Source organism: Streptomyces sp. NPDC001985 (assembly GCF_040296845.1).
Classification (GTDB): domain Bacteria; phylum Actinomycetota; class Actinomycetes; order Streptomycetales; family Streptomycetaceae; genus Streptomyces.
Genome location: NZ_JBEOYB010000108.1, coordinates 1 through 16335, shown reverse-complemented (window position 1 = coordinate 16335; position 16335 = coordinate 1). Strand labels below are relative to the sequence as shown.

Annotated in this window: 17 protein-coding genes; 12 read left to right on the top strand and 5 right to left on the bottom strand. The window is 73.6% G+C overall.

Annotated elements, in window-relative coordinates:
- Positions 1–173 precede the first annotated feature (173 nt).
- From ABT122_RS31015 to ABT122_RS30990, 6 genes are all read left to right on the top strand, one after another.
- Positions 174–2009 carry a carbamoyltransferase family protein gene (locus tag ABT122_RS31015; protein ID WP_351559045.1) on the top strand — a complete coding sequence of 612 codons (1836 nt, stop codon included), beginning with the start codon at positions 174–176 and terminating at the stop codon, positions 2007–2009.
- 58 nt (positions 2010–2067) lie between these two features.
- Positions 2068–2367 (top strand): hypothetical protein, encoded by a 300-nt coding sequence (locus tag ABT122_RS31010; RefSeq protein WP_351559047.1) that lies wholly within the window; start codon positions 2068–2070, stop codon positions 2365–2367.
- Between the two features lie 67 nt (positions 2368–2434).
- Positions 2435–3433: a beta-ketoacyl-ACP synthase III gene (locus tag ABT122_RS31005; RefSeq protein ID WP_502976236.1), complete on the top strand. Its 999-nt coding sequence runs from the start codon at positions 2435–2437 to the stop codon at positions 3431–3433.
- A 172-nt stretch (positions 3434–3605) separates the two neighbouring features.
- On the top strand, positions 3606–4697 hold the full coding sequence (locus ABT122_RS31000) for a beta-ketoacyl-ACP synthase 3 (RefSeq protein ID WP_351559043.1): 1092 nt from the start codon (positions 3606–3608) through the stop codon (positions 4695–4697).
- Entirely contained in the window at positions 4694–4936 is a 243-nt protein-coding gene (locus ABT122_RS30995; RefSeq protein WP_351559042.1) for an acyl carrier protein, read from the top strand. Before ABT122_RS31000 ends, ABT122_RS30995 begins: the two co-directional genes overlap by 4 nt.
- 103 nt (positions 4937–5039) lie before the next feature.
- Positions 5040–6248 (top strand): acyl-CoA dehydrogenase family protein, encoded by a 1209-nt coding sequence (locus ABT122_RS30990; protein WP_351559040.1) that lies wholly within the window; start codon positions 5040–5042, stop codon positions 6246–6248.
- A gap of 48 nt (positions 6249–6296) precedes the next feature.
- On the opposite strand, the gene ABT122_RS30985 is transcribed toward ABT122_RS30990, so the two are convergent.
- The 4 genes from ABT122_RS30985 to ABT122_RS30970 all read right to left on the bottom strand — a co-directional run bounded on the left by ABT122_RS30985 (position 6297) and on the right by ABT122_RS30970 (position 9863).
- Complete coding sequence (locus ABT122_RS30985) at positions 6297–7289, bottom strand: DMT family transporter (protein ID WP_351559038.1); 993 nt, start codon at positions 7287–7289, stop codon at positions 6297–6299.
- Positions 7286–8041, bottom strand: a complete 756-nt coding sequence (locus ABT122_RS30980) for a hypothetical protein (RefSeq protein ID WP_351559036.1) — start codon at positions 8039–8041, stop codon at positions 7286–7288. The genes ABT122_RS30985 and ABT122_RS30980 overlap by 4 nt, the downstream gene beginning before the upstream one ends.
- Positions 8042–8060: 19 nt before the next feature.
- The gene (locus ABT122_RS30975) at positions 8061–9092 is read right to left on the bottom strand and encodes a methyltransferase domain-containing protein (protein ID WP_351559034.1); all 1032 of its coding nucleotides are present in this window, start codon (positions 9090–9092) and stop codon (positions 8061–8063) included.
- A 309-nt stretch (positions 9093–9401) separates the two neighbouring features.
- Positions 9402–9863, bottom strand: coding sequence for a VOC family protein (locus ABT122_RS30970; RefSeq protein ID WP_351559032.1), 462 nt, complete (start codon positions 9861–9863; stop codon positions 9402–9404).
- A 445-nt stretch (positions 9864–10308) separates the two neighbouring features.
- On the opposite strand from ABT122_RS30970, the gene ABT122_RS30965 reads away from it, so the two are divergent.
- The 6 genes from ABT122_RS30965 (at position 10309) to ABT122_RS30940 (ending at position 15600) form a co-directional block, all read left to right on the top strand.
- The gene (locus ABT122_RS30965; protein WP_351559030.1) at positions 10309–10509 is read left to right on the top strand and encodes a hypothetical protein; all 201 of its coding nucleotides are present in this window, start codon (positions 10309–10311) and stop codon (positions 10507–10509) included.
- Between the two features lie 156 nt (positions 10510–10665).
- Positions 10666–11928, top strand: a complete 1263-nt coding sequence (locus ABT122_RS30960) for a DUF6545 domain-containing protein (protein ID WP_351559028.1) — start codon at positions 10666–10668, stop codon at positions 11926–11928.
- An 82-nt stretch (positions 11929–12010) separates the two neighbouring features.
- Complete coding sequence (locus tag ABT122_RS30955) at positions 12011–12982, top strand: alpha/beta fold hydrolase (protein WP_351559026.1); 972 nt, start codon at positions 12011–12013, stop codon at positions 12980–12982.
- A gap of 311 nt (positions 12983–13293) precedes the next feature.
- Positions 13294–13434 carry a hypothetical protein gene (locus ABT122_RS30950; protein WP_351559024.1) on the top strand — a complete coding sequence of 47 codons (141 nt, stop codon included), beginning with the start codon at positions 13294–13296 and terminating at the stop codon, positions 13432–13434.
- 346 nt (positions 13435–13780) lie between these two features.
- Positions 13781–14899: a type III polyketide synthase gene (locus ABT122_RS30945; RefSeq protein WP_351559023.1), complete on the top strand. Its 1119-nt coding sequence runs from the start codon at positions 13781–13783 to the stop codon at positions 14897–14899.
- A 38-nt stretch (positions 14900–14937) separates the two neighbouring features.
- Positions 14938–15600, top strand: coding sequence for a class I SAM-dependent methyltransferase (locus ABT122_RS30940; RefSeq protein ID WP_351559022.1), 663 nt, complete (start codon positions 14938–14940; stop codon positions 15598–15600).
- A gap of 108 nt (positions 15601–15708) precedes the next feature.
- Here ABT122_RS30940 and ABT122_RS30935 read toward each other — a convergent pair whose 3' ends face one another.
- On the bottom strand, positions 15709–15912 hold the full coding sequence (locus ABT122_RS30935; RefSeq protein ID WP_351559020.1) for a cold-shock protein: 204 nt from the start codon (positions 15910–15912) through the stop codon (positions 15709–15711).
- Positions 15913–16335: the final 423 nt, after the last annotated feature.

The following is a 16335-nucleotide window of genomic DNA, read 5'->3' as shown; positions in this document are numbered from 1 at the left end:
ACCCCCCCACCCACCCCGCGCCTCGCCGTTGGGGGGGGGGGGCGCGGCGGGGGGGGCGGGCCGCCCCCCGCGCGGGGGGGGGGGGGGGCGCCCCCCCCCCCCCCCCGGGCCCGCCGCGCCGGGCCGGACCGCCCGGCCGCCGACGACCGGGCCCACCGCGCCGGGGCGGCGTCATGACCGGGCTGGTGCTGGGGATCTCGGCCTTCTACCACGACAGCGCCGCCGCGCTGGTCGCCGACGGGACTCCGGTGGCGGCGGCCCAGGAGGAGCGGTTCAGCCGGCGGCGGCACGACCCGGCCTTCCCCGAGCGGGCGGTGCGCGCGTGTCTGCGCGAGGCGGGCGCGGATCTCGGCGATGTCGCGGCGGTCGCCTACTACGAGGACCCCGTCGCGAAGTTCCGCCGGGTCATGGCCACGTTCGCCGGTATCGCCCCGCACGGGTACCCGGTCTTCCGGGACCGGTTGCCGGAGTGGCTCTCCTGGCGGCTGCGAGCGGCGGCGACCGTACGCGCGCGGCTCGCCGCCCTGGACTCGGGCCCGGTGCCGGACGTCGTGTGCCGGGCGCACCACGAGTCGCACGCGGCCTCGGCGTTTCTGCCGAGCCCCCACGAGTCCGCCGCCGTGCTCTGTGTGGACGGGGTCGGCGACTGGGCCACCACCACGATCTGGCACGGCCGGGACACCGCGCTGACCAGGGTCGCGGAGATCCGGTTCCCGCACTCGCTGGGCCTGCTGTACTCCGCGTTCACCTACTTCTGCGGCTTCAAGGTGGACTCGGGCGAGTACAAGCTCATGGGGCTGGCCCCGTACGGCACACCCCGTTACGCGGACATCATCCGGGAGAAGCTGATCGATATCAGGCCGGACGGGTCGTTCCGGCTGAATCTGCGCCACTTCGCCTATCTGCGGGGCCGGGTGATGACCGGCCGGGCCTTCGAGACGCTCTTCGGCGGGGCGCGCCGGCTGCCGGAGGAGCCGCTGACCGAGCGGGAGTTCGATCTCGCGGCTTCGGTGCAGCAGGTCGTCGAGGAGGTCATGCTCCTGCTGGCCCGCACCAGCAGGCGCCTCACGGGCGAGGACCATCTGTGTCTCGCCGGCGGCGTGGCGCTGAACTGCGTGGCCAACGGGAGGATCGCCCGCGCGGGCGTCTTCGACGACCTGTGGATTCAGCCCGCGGCGGGGGACGCCGGGGGCGCGCTGGGCGCGGCGCTGGCCGTCTCGGTGGAGCGGGGCGCGGCTCGGCCGCGGCTGGAGGGCCGCCCCGACGCGATGTCCGGCGCCCTGCTCGGGCCCGCGTTCAGCGACCGGGAGATCGGGGCCCATCTCGACCGGCACGCCATCCCGTACGTCCGTCCCGGCCGGGACGCGCTCGTGGAGCAGGTCGCCGACGCGCTGGCGGACGGCCGGGTCGTGGGCTGGTTCCAGGGCCGGATGGAATTCGGGCCGCGGGCGCTGGGCGCGCGCTCGATCCTCGGAGATCCCCGCGATCCCCGGATGCAGAGCACCATGAACCTCAAAATCAAATTCCGGGAGTCCTTCCGGCCGTTCGCACCCGCCGTGGCGGCCGAGGACGCCGGGGACTGGTTCGACCTGGAGGGAAGCAGTCCGTACATGCTCCAGGTCGCGGAGGTCGCGCGCGCCCGGCGGCTGGCGGCGGCCGAGGCGCCGGACGTCCGGGGGCTCGATCTGCTCCGGGTGCCCCGTTCCACGATTCCCGCGGTCACCCATGTGGACTCGTCGGCGCGGGTGCAGACCGTGGACCGGTCCACCCACCCCGTCTTCCACGCCCTGCTCACCGCCTTCCGCGCGCGAACGGGCTGCCCGGTCCTGGTGAACACGTCCTTCAACGTACGGGGCGAGCCGATCGTCCAGTCGCCGCGGGACGCGTACGCGTGCTTCATGCGCACCGACATCGATCTGCTCGTGCTCGGCGGACATCTGCTGTTCAAGGACCGGCAGCCGGTGTGGCGGGAATCCGGGGACTGGCGCGAGGAGATCCCCCTGGACTGAACCCCCCTCGCACTCCTCCGTGCGAGGCCGCCACCCACGGTCAGGAGGACCGACGCCTATGCGGGACCTGCTGCTGTTCCCGATCTATTTCCTGGTGTTCACGCCGCTGAGCCTGCTGCTCCGGCTGTTCCACGACCCGTTGCGCCGCCGCTGGGACCCTTCGGCGGACCACTACTGGCACTACTGCCGGCCCCGGGAGGGAGTCAACGATGCAAAGCGTCCGCTCGACACGGACCCGGCCGTCCGAACAGCCGGGGCGGTCCGACCGGAGGAATCCGCCCGACCGAGCGGAGCCGCCGGAGCCGCCGGAGCCCCGGAAGCCGCCGGGGCCGCAGGACGGGCCGCGACCCGCGAATGAGGTCTACCGCTCCGCCGGAGCCCGCACCGCGGTCCTCTCCGGCATCGGATACTGGCTGCCGCCGACGGTGCTCACCAATGACGCCCTCGGCTCCCGGGTGGGCGCGTCGGCCGAGTGGCTGCGCAGCCGCACCGGCATCACCAGCCGCCATGTGGTCACCCCGGGCACGGCGACCGCGGATCTCGCGGTGGAGGCGGGGCGGCGGGCGATGGACTCGGCGGGGGTCGACCGGGTGGATCTGGTCCTGGTCGCCACCACGTCCCCGGACCGGGTCTGCCCGGCCACGGCACCCGATGTCGCCGCCCGGCTGGGCCAGTCGGAGATCGCGGCGCTCGACGTCGGTGCCGCGTGCAGCGGATTCCTCTACGGGCTCGCCGTCGCCGGTGGCATGATCGCGGGCGGTACGGCCCGGCAGGTGCTGGTCATCGGTGCCGAGACGCTGACCTCGCTTCTCGACCCCGGCGACCGGGCCACATCGGCCATCTTCGCCGACGGCGCGGGAGCGGTGGTGCTGCGCGCCGGGGCGGCCGGGGAGCAGGGCGCGATCGGGCCGGTGATCCTGGGCAGCGACGGCGCGGGCAGCGATCTGATCGAGGTGCCGTCGGGCGGGTCCCGGGACCCGGGGGACGGCGCGCCGGACGGCACCGGGGCACGCTATCTGTCGGTGTCGGGCCCGGAGGTGTTCCGGCTCGCCGTCAAGCGGATGGCCGAGGTGTCGCACCGGGCGCTCGAAGCGGTGGGGTGGGACATCGCCGAGGTCGACCGGGTGGTCGCCCACCAGGCCAACGCCCATATCCTCGCCGCCGTCGGCCGGAAGCTCGGCGTCCCGCCGGACCGGATGGCGAGCAATATCCAGCACGTGGGCAACACCTCCGCCGCGTCCATCCCGATCCTGCTGGCGCAGGACGCCGCCGACGGCCGGGTCAAACCCGGGGACCGGGTCCTCCTCACCGCGTTCGGCGGCGGGCTGACCTGGGCGGCCACCACCCTCGTATGGCCGGTGGAAGCGACCGGGGGCGGCCGGGGCGCGGCCCGCCGGACGGGCAGGGCACCAGCCGTCCGCTGAGGGGCGCGCGCCGCCACCGCCACCGCCCGCGCCCCGGGCCTCCGGGCCGACCGGCATCCGCCCTCATCCGGCCCCGCGCCGCCCGGACCCCGCGCCGGCCGGGAACCGCCCGCACCTTCCCGTACGCACCCGGTCCGCGCCACGGACCGGCCGACATCCCCTGGGAGCTGTCATGCCTACCCCTGCCGCGGTCCTGTGCGGTCTGGGCACGAGCCTTCCCGAACGCGCCGTCACCAATCGGCAGCTCATCCGTGAGAACGGTCTGGACTCCGACGAGCGGTGGATTCTGGAGCGCACGGGAATCGCCGCCCGGTATCTGGCGGACGCCCGCACCAGCACCGGCGACCTCGCCCACGCGGCGGGGCGGGCCGCGCTGGAGTCCGCGGCGGAACTGGCCGGCGGCCCGCTCCCGCCGGACATCGTGCTGCTGGCGACCACCACACCCGACCACCGCTGCCCGGCGACCGCGCCGGAGGTCGCCCACCGCCTGGGGCTCGGCGACACACCGGCACTGGATCTCTCCGCCGCCTGCGCCGGTTTCCTCTACGCGCTGACCTGCGCGCGGGCGCTCGTCACCGCTGGTCTCTACACCCGTCCCCTGGTCATCGGCGCCGAGACCTACAGCACCACCCTGATCGATCCGCACGACCGCGACACCGCGATCCTCTTCGGCGACGGAGCCGGGGCGGTGCTCGTGCGGGCCGGAGCCGCGGACGAGCCCGGTGCCCTGCTCGCCCAGGAGCTGGGCAGTGACGGTGCGCGGGCCGAGCTGATCCAGGTCCCGGCGGGCGGCTCACGGCTGCCCTTCGCGGCGCCCCGGGCCACCCCGGAGCAGTACTACTTCGCCATGAAGGGCCGCACCGTCTACTCCCAGGCGGTCCGCCGGATGACCGCTTCCTCGCTCGGGGTCCTCAGGCGGTCCGGCTGGAACACCGAGGATGTCGACGTCTTCATCAGCCACCAGGCCAACCAGCGCATCATCGACGCGGTCGCCGACCGCCTCCGCATCCCCCCGGCCCGGCGCCACGGCAATCTGCGCGAACTGGGCAACACCGCCGCCGCCTCCATCCCTCTGGCGCTCGCCGACACGGCGGCGCGGCGGCGGGCCGCCCCCGGGGCCCGGACTCTGATCACCGGCTTCGGCGGCGGGCTGGCCTGGGGTTCGCACACGCTGCTCTTCCCCGAGGCCCGACCGCTCTCCCACCCCCCGTACACCCCCGGCCCGTGCCCCGCGCGTGCCGACGACGACAAGGCACCCTCATGAGCACCCGCTTCCAGCATCTGTCCCACCGGCTCGTGGAGAAGTTCCGGGTCGACCCCGACGCCATCCGGCCGAGGGCGACCCTGTCCGATCTCGACCTGGACTCCCTCGCCATCGTGGAGCTGACGATGACCCTCCAGGACGACTGGGGCATCGACCTGGATGAGATCGAGACACCCCCGGACATGACCCTCGACGAGCTGCTGTCCACGGCGGAGACCGCGCCCGCCATGGGCGCGTGACGGCGCACCGGGCCGCGCGGCACGACTGCCCGCCCGGCCCGGGAACGACGGCCGCGCGCCACCCGTTCTCACGACGAGCCGACCGGAATCGGTGGTGATCAGCATGGTGAACAACACCCTGAGGCACGGAGCCGGGGCCCCCTCCGATCTCGGAGCCCAACTGGCGCTGGGAACGGCGAGCCGTCCCGTGGCGCGGTTCAGGGAGCGCGTCCGGACCCTGATAGCCGACCGCGTGGCGCCGCTGGTCCCGGCGAGCGAGCGGGACCGGCGCTTTCCCCGGGCGGCGATCGAGTCCTTCGGCTCCGCCGGGCTGCTGACGGAGCGGTGGGCGGGCGGTGTCCACGGCGATCTGGGGCGCTCCGTCCTCCTCTCGGAGGAGATGGGGCGGGCCGGCCTCGGCGGCATCGGTGTCGGAGTGGGCCTCCATCTGGAGGCCGCGGCCTCCCTGCTGCGGAGGTACGGCCGCGGCGGGTACGCCGAGGAGGTGCTGCGCCAGGCGCTGGCCGGCGAGAGCGTGTGCTGTGTCGCGACCTCCGAGCAGCGGGTGGGATCGGATCTCTCCGCCGTCGCCACCGAACTGACCAGGGAGGGCGCCGGCTGGCGGGTGCACGGCGTCAAGTGGTTCGTCTCCCCGGGCGCCGCCGCCGACTTCGCCCTGGTGCTCTGCCGGGGCCCCGGGGGCCCCGCGATCGTGATCGTCCCCCGCGACGGACTGACCCTGCTCCACCGCTGGCCGACCACCGGCATGCGCAGCCTGGAGACCTCCCGGCTCGCCGTCGACGCGCTCGTGCCCGACGAGGCCGTCCTGGTCCGCCCGGGCTCCGGGCTGACCGCGATGGGCCAGGGCCTGCTGTACGAACGCCTCTCGCTGGCCGCCCAGGTCATCGGCGTGCTGGAACTGTCGCTGGGGCTGACCGTCACCCATCTCAAGCGGCGCCGGCAGTTCGGCGTTCCGCTCCACCGCCACCAGGCCCTCCGGCTGCGGGTCGCGGATCTGCACGCGCAGGCGCTGATCGCCCGGCGGGGCCTGTACGGAACCGTGACGGAGATGGCCTCGGGCGGCCGGGTGCCGATGGCGGAGATCGCCGCGCTGAAGGTGACCATCGCCCGCCTCGGCGAGCGGGTGACGGGCGAGTGCATGCACCTCTTCGGGGGGCGGGGATACGTCGAGGAGGCGACACCGCTGGAGCGTCTGTGGCGGGATTTCAAGGTGAGCCGGATGGGCGGCGGGAGCGACGAGATGATGTGGGAACTGGTGGCGACGGCGTTCCGGCCCGACCACGCGCTGTACGAGCGGTGGATCGAGGACTGACCCCGTGGCCGGCCCCGCGGTCCGGGGCCGGCCGGGGACCGGCGGCGGTCAGAGGCGGCTGCCGGCCGACGCCCGGTCGGTGACCAGCACTCCGACCGTGCACAGCAGGACCAGGACGGCTCCGGCCGCGGCGACCGCGCCCCCGAAGGCGCGCCCGGCCAGCAGCAGGACGCAGGTGGACAGGAGCGGGGTGGCGTAGCCCAGGGGGGCGAGACGGCCGCGGCTGCGTGTCATGCCCACGCTCCAGAGGAGGTATCCGGCGGCGCAGGGCCCGAGGCCGACGTACACCATGGCCCACCACGCCGTGGTGGGGGTCCAGTCCGCGCCGGTGGCCAGGGCGATGGCGAGGGAGGAACAGCAGGCGGCGGCCCCGCCGATGAGCATCACACGCCGGGCCGGTACTCGGGTGCGTCCGACACCGAGCGTGTAGAACGCCATGAACAGGGCGGACAGCAGAGCGGACCCGTACCCCAGCGGGCTGCCCGAGGGGCCGTCACCGCCCTGGGCCAGGGTCATCATCGCGACCCCGGCGAAGCCGGCCAGGGCGAGGACCAGGTGCGTCGCGGTGCTTCTGCTCCGCACGGTCACCGCGAGCCAGACCGCGGCGAACATGGGCCATCCGTAGGCGATGATGTTGGCTTCCACGATGGGCGCGTGGGCGAATCCGATGTACTGGAAGGTCATGGTGCCGCCGAAGCCCAGGACACCGACCCAGCAGGCGTGGTGCCACTCCTGCCGGGTGAGGGCGGGGGCCGGCGGGCCGGCGGCGGACGGCGGCGGGCGGCGCCGGGAGCGCGTCCGGGTCACCGCCTCGGCGGCGCCCAGGGCGAGGGTGCAGGAGACGAATTGCAGGAGCAGCACGATGCCCAGGTCCAGGGTGGCGAGGGCGGAGGAGCCGGCCAGCGCGTTGGTGGACCAGAAGGCGATGCCGCCGAACGCGAAGGCGGCGGCGCCGCCCGTGCGCCGGTGGCGTGCTCCCGGCGTATCGGTGCCCGGCCGGGCGGAGCTGTCCGGCCGGGCACGGGGGACGGGCCGGCTCACGCGGCCGTCCGTGCGGCCAGATAGGCCGGCAGCTGGCGTTCGCGCACATCGGCGACGTACTCCTCGACCCACGCGAAGTCCGGGTTGTCGGCGGCGAGGTAGTACATCGGGTTGTTCTCGATGTAGGGGTGGGTCACCGACCGGAGATTCATGGTGAGGGTGATCCGCGTCCCCGCGGTCATGGGTTCCGTGCGGTGCGCGACCCGCATGAGCTGGCCGAACATACTGCTTCCGACCTTGTGCTGAAGATGGATCAGCCGGTCCCTCGGCAGGGTTCCGCCCTTCTGGACGACCGCCATGGCGGCCTCGAAGTCGCCCTGGTAGAGCTCCAGCCGGCCGCCGACCGCGCCGTCCACCTCCAGCGCGACCAGTTCGGTCACCGGCGGGCCGTCACCGTGCCAGTCCACGGTGCCGTCCTCGGGGCCCATGAAGGTGAGCGCGGTGCTGATCACCCGGTGGGGGTAGGGCTCCAGCTCCGCGCCGGCGAATTCGCTGAGCTGCTCGATCCGTCCGGGCCAGTGCACCAGCTCCTTGATCTCGGGGATGAGGCTCTGCGCGTTCCGGACGAAGCGCAGATTCAGATGGAGGTCGGCGCTCTGCTCCTCCTTGATGTCGAGCGCCTTGCGCCTGATCGTCTCCAGGAGGTCGGCGGGGTAGTCGTGCCGCAGTTGCATGACGCCCAGATCGCTGATCTTCCAGTGCTCGTCCTTGCCGAGCAGGGTGGGGCGGTCGATGGCGTACTCGGATCGCATACGACTCCTTCGGTGGGGGTCAGCCGGAGTGGTCCAGGCAGATGACGGCGGTCAGGGAGTGGCCGACGCCGAGGCCGGGAGCGAGCCTGTGCTCGACGGTGCGCAGGGCGTGGGCCAGCGAGCGGGCGCGGGCCGCGGGGACGTACTCCGCGCCCCGGCACCAGCGGGCGATCTCGCCGTCCCATTGCGGGGCGAACCGGCGGTGAAAGGCGGCGACGGCCTGGGGCGCCTCGCGGACACCGGCCGGGAAGCGCAGTTCGCGGGCGGCGACGGTGTCGTCGCCGGCCTCCAGACGGTTGATCAGCTCGCGGTAGGGGGCGAGGCCGGGATGGTACTGGCGGGTGCTGGTGTGGCGGCCGACCATGACGGACCGGTCGTGGAAGGACACCTTCTGGAAGCTGCTCCCGGCCCGGCGCATGGCCTGGGCGACACAGGTCAGGAGCGACTGGGAGTCCCAGAACGACATGGGTGTGCCGGCACTGGGCCGGCCGCTGTTGAAGAAACTCATCCGGTACTCGCGCCGTGTGCTCTCCCAGTACGGTTCCCATTCCAGGGAGTACCTTCCCAGAACATCGACGACCACCGTGGAACGGCTCCGGTTGCGGCGCACGGCGCGGAAAATCGCGGAGAGGGTCTCGGTCATCTCATCGGACCGCAGATGGGAGTACGGGACCCCGCAGGAGAAGTAGACATCGGCCGGTTCCTCCGGCAGGTCGCACCGCATGTCGCCCTCGATGAAACGGGTGCCGGAGCGGCCGTCGAACTGCGCCCGGGCGAGGCGCAGCAACCTGGCGTCCAGGTCGAGTCCGGTGTACCGGAGGGTGCGCGAGGCCGCCCGGGCGAGCGGCAGCATGAGGCGCAGCCCCTCGGCCGTGCCGCAGCCGATGTCCACCACCCGGAGGTCGCCGCGCGCCGGCGCGTACTGGAACGCCTCGCCGATGATCCGCGCCGTGACCGGCTCCTCCCATAATATTTTGACCGCGTCTCTGCGGGACGCCGACGTGTAATGGTCCTGTGCCGCGGCATAGACGTCTTCCCGTGTTCCGGTCACCTGTGGCCACTCCTGTCCGCCGGCTTCTTGACGCTCACTCAGGATTCGTGTGCCACAGGGTGCCGACAACACGCCGCCCCTTTCGGGCCAGACGCAGAATGAGCCCCTCCGCTTGTGGCCGTCGCGAAACCGGCGGAATGCGGAGGAGTCCTGACCAGGTGGCCCCGGTGGAGACCCGGCCGCACGGGACCGCGCACATGGCCGAAACCGCCGACGGCTGCGCGCACCAGACCCCACAGAGGAAACAGCGGCACCACGGTGGTGGCCGGGCCCGGCCCCTGTCCGGAGCGGTTCAGCCGTGGAGGCGCGTCACCGGCCGCCGCCGGAGCCGGCGGGCGGGTCGGCGAGGACGCCCCGGAGGAGGCCGGTGGCCTGGCCCACCTCGATGAGATAGCCGTCGGGGTCCCGGAGATAGCAGCGCAGCTCGGCCTTGCGGTCGATGGGCGGGGTGAGGAACTCCGCGCCCCTCTCGCTCCACCGCCGGTGGACGGCGCCGATGTCGGCGACCCGGATGTTGAGGAAGCTCGTGGCGGTGGCCGGATCGGCGGGCGGGCGGAGCGTGATCCCGGGCTTGTCCGGTGTGGGGCCGCCGCCGGGGTTCATGATGAGCCAGCTGTTGGCGAGCCGGATGATGCAGGGGTTCTCGGCGAGGACCACCTCGCCGCCGAGGACATCGGTGTAGAACGCCCGGGAGCGGGGCACATCGGCCACGGTCAGGAAGTGGGTGAGAAGGATTCCGGCGTCGGGGGCCGGGAGGTCTTCGCGTCGCATGTCAGCTACCCGGCGTTCCGGACAGCCGTGGCGGCGGGTGGCCGGCGGGTGCCGGAGCGGAGTCGCGGGGCTCCGGCGGACCTGCGGCCGGGGCCTGGTGGTGCGGGGTGCCGTGCATCGGGCCGCCTCCAGAGCCTCCAGAGGATGGGTCGGGCATTACTCTCATCATGGACCCGCGCCGGCCGGGGCGAAAGCCGGAGCCGCCCGGGCGGCCGGGGACCGCGCCCGGGGGGCCGATCGCGCCCACTCCCTTCCTCACCACAGGGCCGCCGGATCAACTAAAATCACGGCTTCGTAGAACGTGCTTTCCAGCGGCCGGGGGGACCGGACCGGGCGCCGCCGGATGACGAGGACGACACGGGGCGGCGGATGTGCGCCCCGAACTCGCCCCCGCACCCCGGCGGATGAGCGCTCTCGTGGACAGCCGAGAAGAAAGTCGGGGCAGGTGTTGGAGGTTGGGGAGCCGTCCCGCCACGCGAGGCGCCACCGCACGGCGGAGCCGTTCCGCACGGCGACGCACCACCGCACGGAGGGGCAGTGCCGCACGGAGGGGTACTCGCCACAGGAGATCTCCGGCCGCCCTCCCGGCACCGGAGCCCTCTCCACCGCCGATCCGGGGCCGCCCGCCCGCACCGCGCTCGGCTGACAACACCCCCCGCCCCACCGGGCGGACACCTCCCCGTACCGGCCGGCGACCACCGCCGCCGCCGTGCCCCGGACAGAGAACCGGACCGGCGCTGCCCGCACCCACTCCCTGGAGACCACCGATGCACCCCGATCGCAGCCCTGCCGGCAGGCGCCCATGACCAACCTGCCCTTCTTCCTCGGCGCATCCCTGCTGGTCCTCGCGGGCCTGCTGAAGGTCCCCGCACTGATACGGGCCCGGCGGAGCAGCGAGTGGCGGCTGCTCGCCTCCGTGTGCGCGCTGCTGCTCACCGGCGCCCTCGTGCTCGTCCTGGCCGCCCCCGGCAACATCGCGTTCTTCAACCGCTGGACGGGTGTCACCAATGTCTCGGCACCGCTGGTCTACAGCGTGCTGACCGCGTTCTCCGCGGTGAGTGTGGTGCTCATCCTCGTCTGGCGGAACGTACCGCCGGGCGGGTCGGCGCTGACCCCGCGCCGCTGTCTGATCCTCTACAGCGCGATCACGGTGGCCATCATCGGCCTCTTCATCGCGGGCGACACCCCGGTGGAGCGGCTGTACGACTTCGACACCTACTACGCCAACACCCCGTACATCCGCGAGATGATCGTGCTGTATCTGCTCGCGCACGGATTCGCCTCGACCGTGATGGTCGTCCTCTGTCTGCGCTGGGCCGGGGCCGTCGACGGGCTGCTGCGGCTCGGGCTGCGCCTGCTGGTCGTCGGATACGGGCTCGACCTCGGGTACGACGTGGTCAAGGGGTGTGCCGTGATCGCGCGCTGGGCCGGCGGGGACTGGGACACCCTCAGCACCGATGTGGCCCCGGCGCTGGCCCTGCTGGCCACGCTGATGGTCGCCACCGGCTTCATCCTCCCTTTCGTGGGACCGCGGCTGCGCTCCTCCGCCTCGGCCTACCGGCGCTGGCGCCGGATGGCCCCTCTCTACCGCACCGTGGTCCCGCGCGCCGAGAAGGCGCCGACTCCGGCCCCGCTGGCGGGTCTCGCGCCCGAACTGCGCATGACACAGCGCGAGGTGGCGATCCACGACGCGATGCTCTGTCTGCGGCCGTTCATGGACCCCTCGGTCCGGGAGGCCGTACGGGCACGGGCCGCGGACCACGGACCCCACTCCGAACTGGAGGCCATGGCCGCGATGGTGGCGGTCGCCGCCGACACCGCATCGCTCCACCACGAGGCCCGCGCCCGGGCCCTGGCCGAGGCGACGGCGCGCGGAGCGCTCGACGCGGAGGAGGAGGCGGACACGGCGGCCCGCCGGGCGGTGATCCGGGCGGGGCGGTACATGGCCACCTCCGACTCCCATCCGTACAACGAACTTCCCGACCTCGCCCGGCTGTCCGTCACACTCAGCCGGTCCGCCGCGGTCAGGTCGGCCCGTCACGCCCTGGTGGCACCCGGCGCCTGAGCGCGCAGCCGGCCGCGCCGCCGGTCCCTCCGGGGCCGCTTGTTCCCACCCTTCCCTCCCATCCAGCCAAGGAGCAGTCGCCTTGAGCCACTCTGCCTACACGAGTCAGTTCGTCGATGTCCCCGGCGGGCGCATCCATGTCGTCGAGCACGGCGAAGGACCCCTGGTCGTCCTGGTCCACGGCTTCCCCGAGTCCTGGTACTCCTGGCGCCACCAGATTCCGGCGCTCGCGGCGGCCGGGTACCGGGTCGCCGCGATCGATGTCCGGGGACACGGGCGCTCGTTCAGGCCCGAGGCGCGGGAGGAGTACGGCATCCTGCACCTGGTGTCGGATGTCGTGGGCGTCATCGGCGCGCTCGGCGGCACGGAGCCCGCGGTGGTCGTCGGCCACGACTGGGGGTCGGCCACCGCCGCGCACACCGCCCTGTTCCGTCCGGACCTGGTGCGTGCCGTCGGGCTGATGAGCGTGCCCTACGCCCCGCGCGACGAGCACATCCCCTCGGTGGCCTTCGCGTCACTGGCGCCGGAGGGGACCGAGTTCTACATGAGCTACTTCCGGCGGCCGGGCCCGGCCGAGGCGGAGATCGAGGAGGACACCCGCGCCTGGCTGCGCGGCTTCTACTCCGCGCTGTCCGCCGGGACGGGCGACATGGGCGTCTTCCTGGTCCCCGAGGGCCGGCGGATGCGCGACGCGTTCCCCGCCGCGACCCCGGGGTGGCTCACCGACGAGGTACTGGACCGCTGTCTGGCCGAAATGGGGGACGGCGCGGTGACCCCGGCCCTGAACCGGTACCGGTGCATGGACAGCGACTGGTCCCTCACCGGGGCCTGGGCGGGTCTGCCGGTCCGCCGGCCCGCGCTGTACATAGGCGGGGACCAGGACGCTCCGACCCGGTGGATGGAGGCGGCGATCCGCGCCTTCCCGCGGACGCTGCCCGGTGCCCGCACCCACATCCTGGAGGAGTGCGGACACTGGATGCCGCAGGAGAAGCCGGATGAGGTCAATGAGCTGCTGATCGACTGGCTCAACTCGCTTCCGGAGCACACGGGGTGACGGTGCGGCACCGCTGACCCGCCGGGACCGCACACGCCCGGATCGGCCGCTCCGGCGGCGGCCGATCCGGCCCGGCCCGGACTCCGGACACCCATCAGAATCAGCCATTCACCGGCCGCTTCCCCGCCCGACAGGGCGGAGTCGCGGGGGCCCGCGTCCGAAAGTCGATCTTGTCGCGACACTATGCGGCCCGCATGCTTCCTGACATGGCTTGACAGGCCCATGACCACGCATGAGGTGATGGGACCGCACTCGGACGCATGTCCGGGCCCACCCCACATGGGCCCGCCCCCCACAGCGAGGAAACTGAGTTGAGCGACACACGCCGGCCCCGCCCCGGCCGCACCGAGGAACGGACACCGCCGCCGGCGGCCGTCCCCGTGCCCACCGCCCGCGCTCCGCACACCGGCCGGGAGCGGCACCACCACCGCGCCGCCCGTACCGTGCGGTGATCCGGAGGCGAACACCCGAGGACGCCGGACCCGCGCGCTCCTGAACCGAACCGCTCCCGCGGCGGTTCGCCGGGCGCCGCTCCGACGCGGCCCCGGCCCGCGCGCGCTCCGACCCCCTCCGGGCACCCCGCCCCTCCCCGGCACCCCCGGCTCCTCCCCCGGCGCCGCGTGCCCCGACCGCTCCGTGCCGCGCGTGCCCCGACCGCGCGTGCCCGGTGCGGACGAGCGGACCCGTCCCCGTGGCGGCGGGGCGGCACCACGGGTGCCGCCCCGCCCTCGCGCGCCCGGCCCGTCGCCGGGGGCGGCTCCGCGCCCATCGCATCGCACTCATGGAAGGAACAGCACCGTGTCCACGAGACTCCCCCTGGGGCCCGCGACGACCCCGTCCGTCGCGATCAGCCGCCCCGCCGTCGTCGTGCCCGAGCACGTGGTGACCCAGGACGAGATCGTCACCGCGCTCGGCGAACTGTTCGCCGGCGTCCCCCACGTCGAGCGCGGGCTCGATCTGATGCGCAGCACGACGGTGGAGACCCGGAGCATGGTGGCCGGGCTCCGGGAGACGCTCTCCGCGCGCCCCTTCGGCGTCCGGAACGACTCCTACACCGAGGAGGTCGTCCGGCTCGGCTCGGAGGCCGCCCGGCGGGCGCTCGACACCGCGGGCGTCGCCGCGACGGAGATCGACTACTTCGTGTTCGTCTCCTGCACGGGGTACGCGCTGCCCGGTCCGGACGCGTACATCGCCCAGGAGATCGGCTGCCGCCCGACGACGCGCCGCACCCCGATCCAGCAGCTCGGCTGCGCGGCGGGCGTCTCCGCGCTGGCCGAGGCGTTCCACTTCGTCCGGGCCTACCCGGACGCCACGGTGCTGGTGGTCGCCGCGGAGCTGAGCTCGCTGTCGTTCCAGCCGGGTGAGCACACCCTCAGCGACTTCATCTCCAACGGGATCTTCGGCGACGGCGCGGCGGCCGCCGTGCTGCGCCGTGCGACCCCCTCGGCGACGGGGTTCCACATATGGGGCTCCCGGCAGCACCTCCTCCCCGCGTCGCAGTCCGTGATAGCGGGACGCACCAGCGAGCGGGGATTCCACTTCAGAACCGATCCACGGGTCCGCGGCACGGTGCCGAAGGTGATTCCCGAGATCGAGTCCTTCCTGGCCGAGTTCGGCTGCAAGCCCAGCTCCCTGGGCTTCTGTGTCTCCCACACCGGCGGCCCCCTGATCATGGACGGGGTCGAGCAGGGGCTGTCGCTCCCTCCCGGGACCCTGCGGCACAGCCGCGCGAGCATGGCCGAGCTGGGCAACACATCGAGTGTCTCCGTCCTCGACGTGCTGCGGCGCCATCACGACAACGGCTCTCCCGAGCACGGATCGCCCGGGCTCATTGTCGCGTTCGGGCCGGGATTCACCACGGAGATCATCGCGGGGGCGTGGAACGACGCGGCGTCGGCGGCTGCGCCGGGCCGGTGACCGGGGGCACTGTCAGTCCCGGCTGAGACGATCGGCGGATGACGGACACCACTGCCATCACCGCGTACTGGGACGCCGCGGCGGCCCGCTTCGACGAGGAGCCGGACCACGGCCTGTGGGCCCCGGGGACCCACGCCGCCTGGGCGGGGCGTCTCGCCTCCTGGCTGCCGCCGGGGCCGGCCGATGTCCTCGACGCGGGCTGTGGCACCGGTTCGCTGTCACGGCTGCCGGCCGGGGCCGGGCACCGGGTGACCGGTGTGGACCTCTCGCCGCGGATGGTGGAGCGCGCCCGGGCGAAGCTGGCGGCGGCCGGTCTGCGGGCGGATTTCCTGGTCGGTGACGCCGCCGATCCGCCCACCGGCGGCCGGCGGTTCGATGTCCTGCTCGCCCGGCACCTGATGTGGACGCTCCCCGACCCCCAGAGCGCTCTTCGGGAGTGGACCGCCCGGCTGCGCCCCGGCGGCACCCTGGTCCTCGTGGAGGGCCGCTGGCGCGAGTCCGGCGACCAGCGCGCGACGCCGTACGCGGCGGGGGCGAAGGCCCTGCCCTGGGCCGGCGGCATCGGCGCGGACGACCTGGCCGCCGCCGTGCGCCCGTTCGTCACCGGGCTGCGCGTCGAACCCCTGAGCGGCGAGGCCGCCCTGTGGGGCCGTCCGGTCGACGACGAACGCTATGCCGTGGTCGCCACGGCCGGTCCGTGACCGCCGGCTCCGCCGCGACCGCGCCGCCCGCCGGAGCCCGGGGCTCCGGGCGGGCGGCGGGCGGCGGGCCGTGCGACGTCTCCCGCCGGTACGCGGGGTGGTGCCGCGTCAGGAGGGAACGATGTTCTCCGCCTGCGGGCCCTTCTGACCCTGCGTGACCTCGAACGTGACCTTCTGGCCCTCGGTCAGCTCACGGTAGCCCTGGGTGGCGATGTTGCTGTAGTGCGCGAAGACGTCCGGGCCTCCGCCGTCCTGCTCAATGAAGCCGAACCCCTTCTCCGAGTTGAACCACTTCACGGTGCCAGTTGCCATGTGCTGTCTCCTGCTCGGTGCGCCGGCCGCACCCCTTGGGGGGTGCGCGCCGCGCGAGGTTGTCGGCCGCATGTTCCCGCCGTGAGGCGGGTTTCCACGAGGCACTCGTTACGGCGCGCCGCTCGGAACGGTCCGGGGGACTGTTCTGAGCTGCGCACCTAACGGAAGGTACGAGGCTGGACACCTACCGCGATACGGAGAACCAAGCCACCCATCGGCGGAACTGGCCGAAAACCGCCCATCGATGGCTCCGGGGCCGGTCGGACGGGCACGCCGGACGGGCCCTGGTGCCGTACACCACCAGGGCCCGAAGAGATCTCCGCCCCCTCCGCCGGCCGCCTGGGTCGTCTCTTTCGGATCGTGCCGGGGCTCGCGAGCCCCCGCCCCCCCCCCACCCCCCGTTTAGTAAGTACCCCGCCGGCC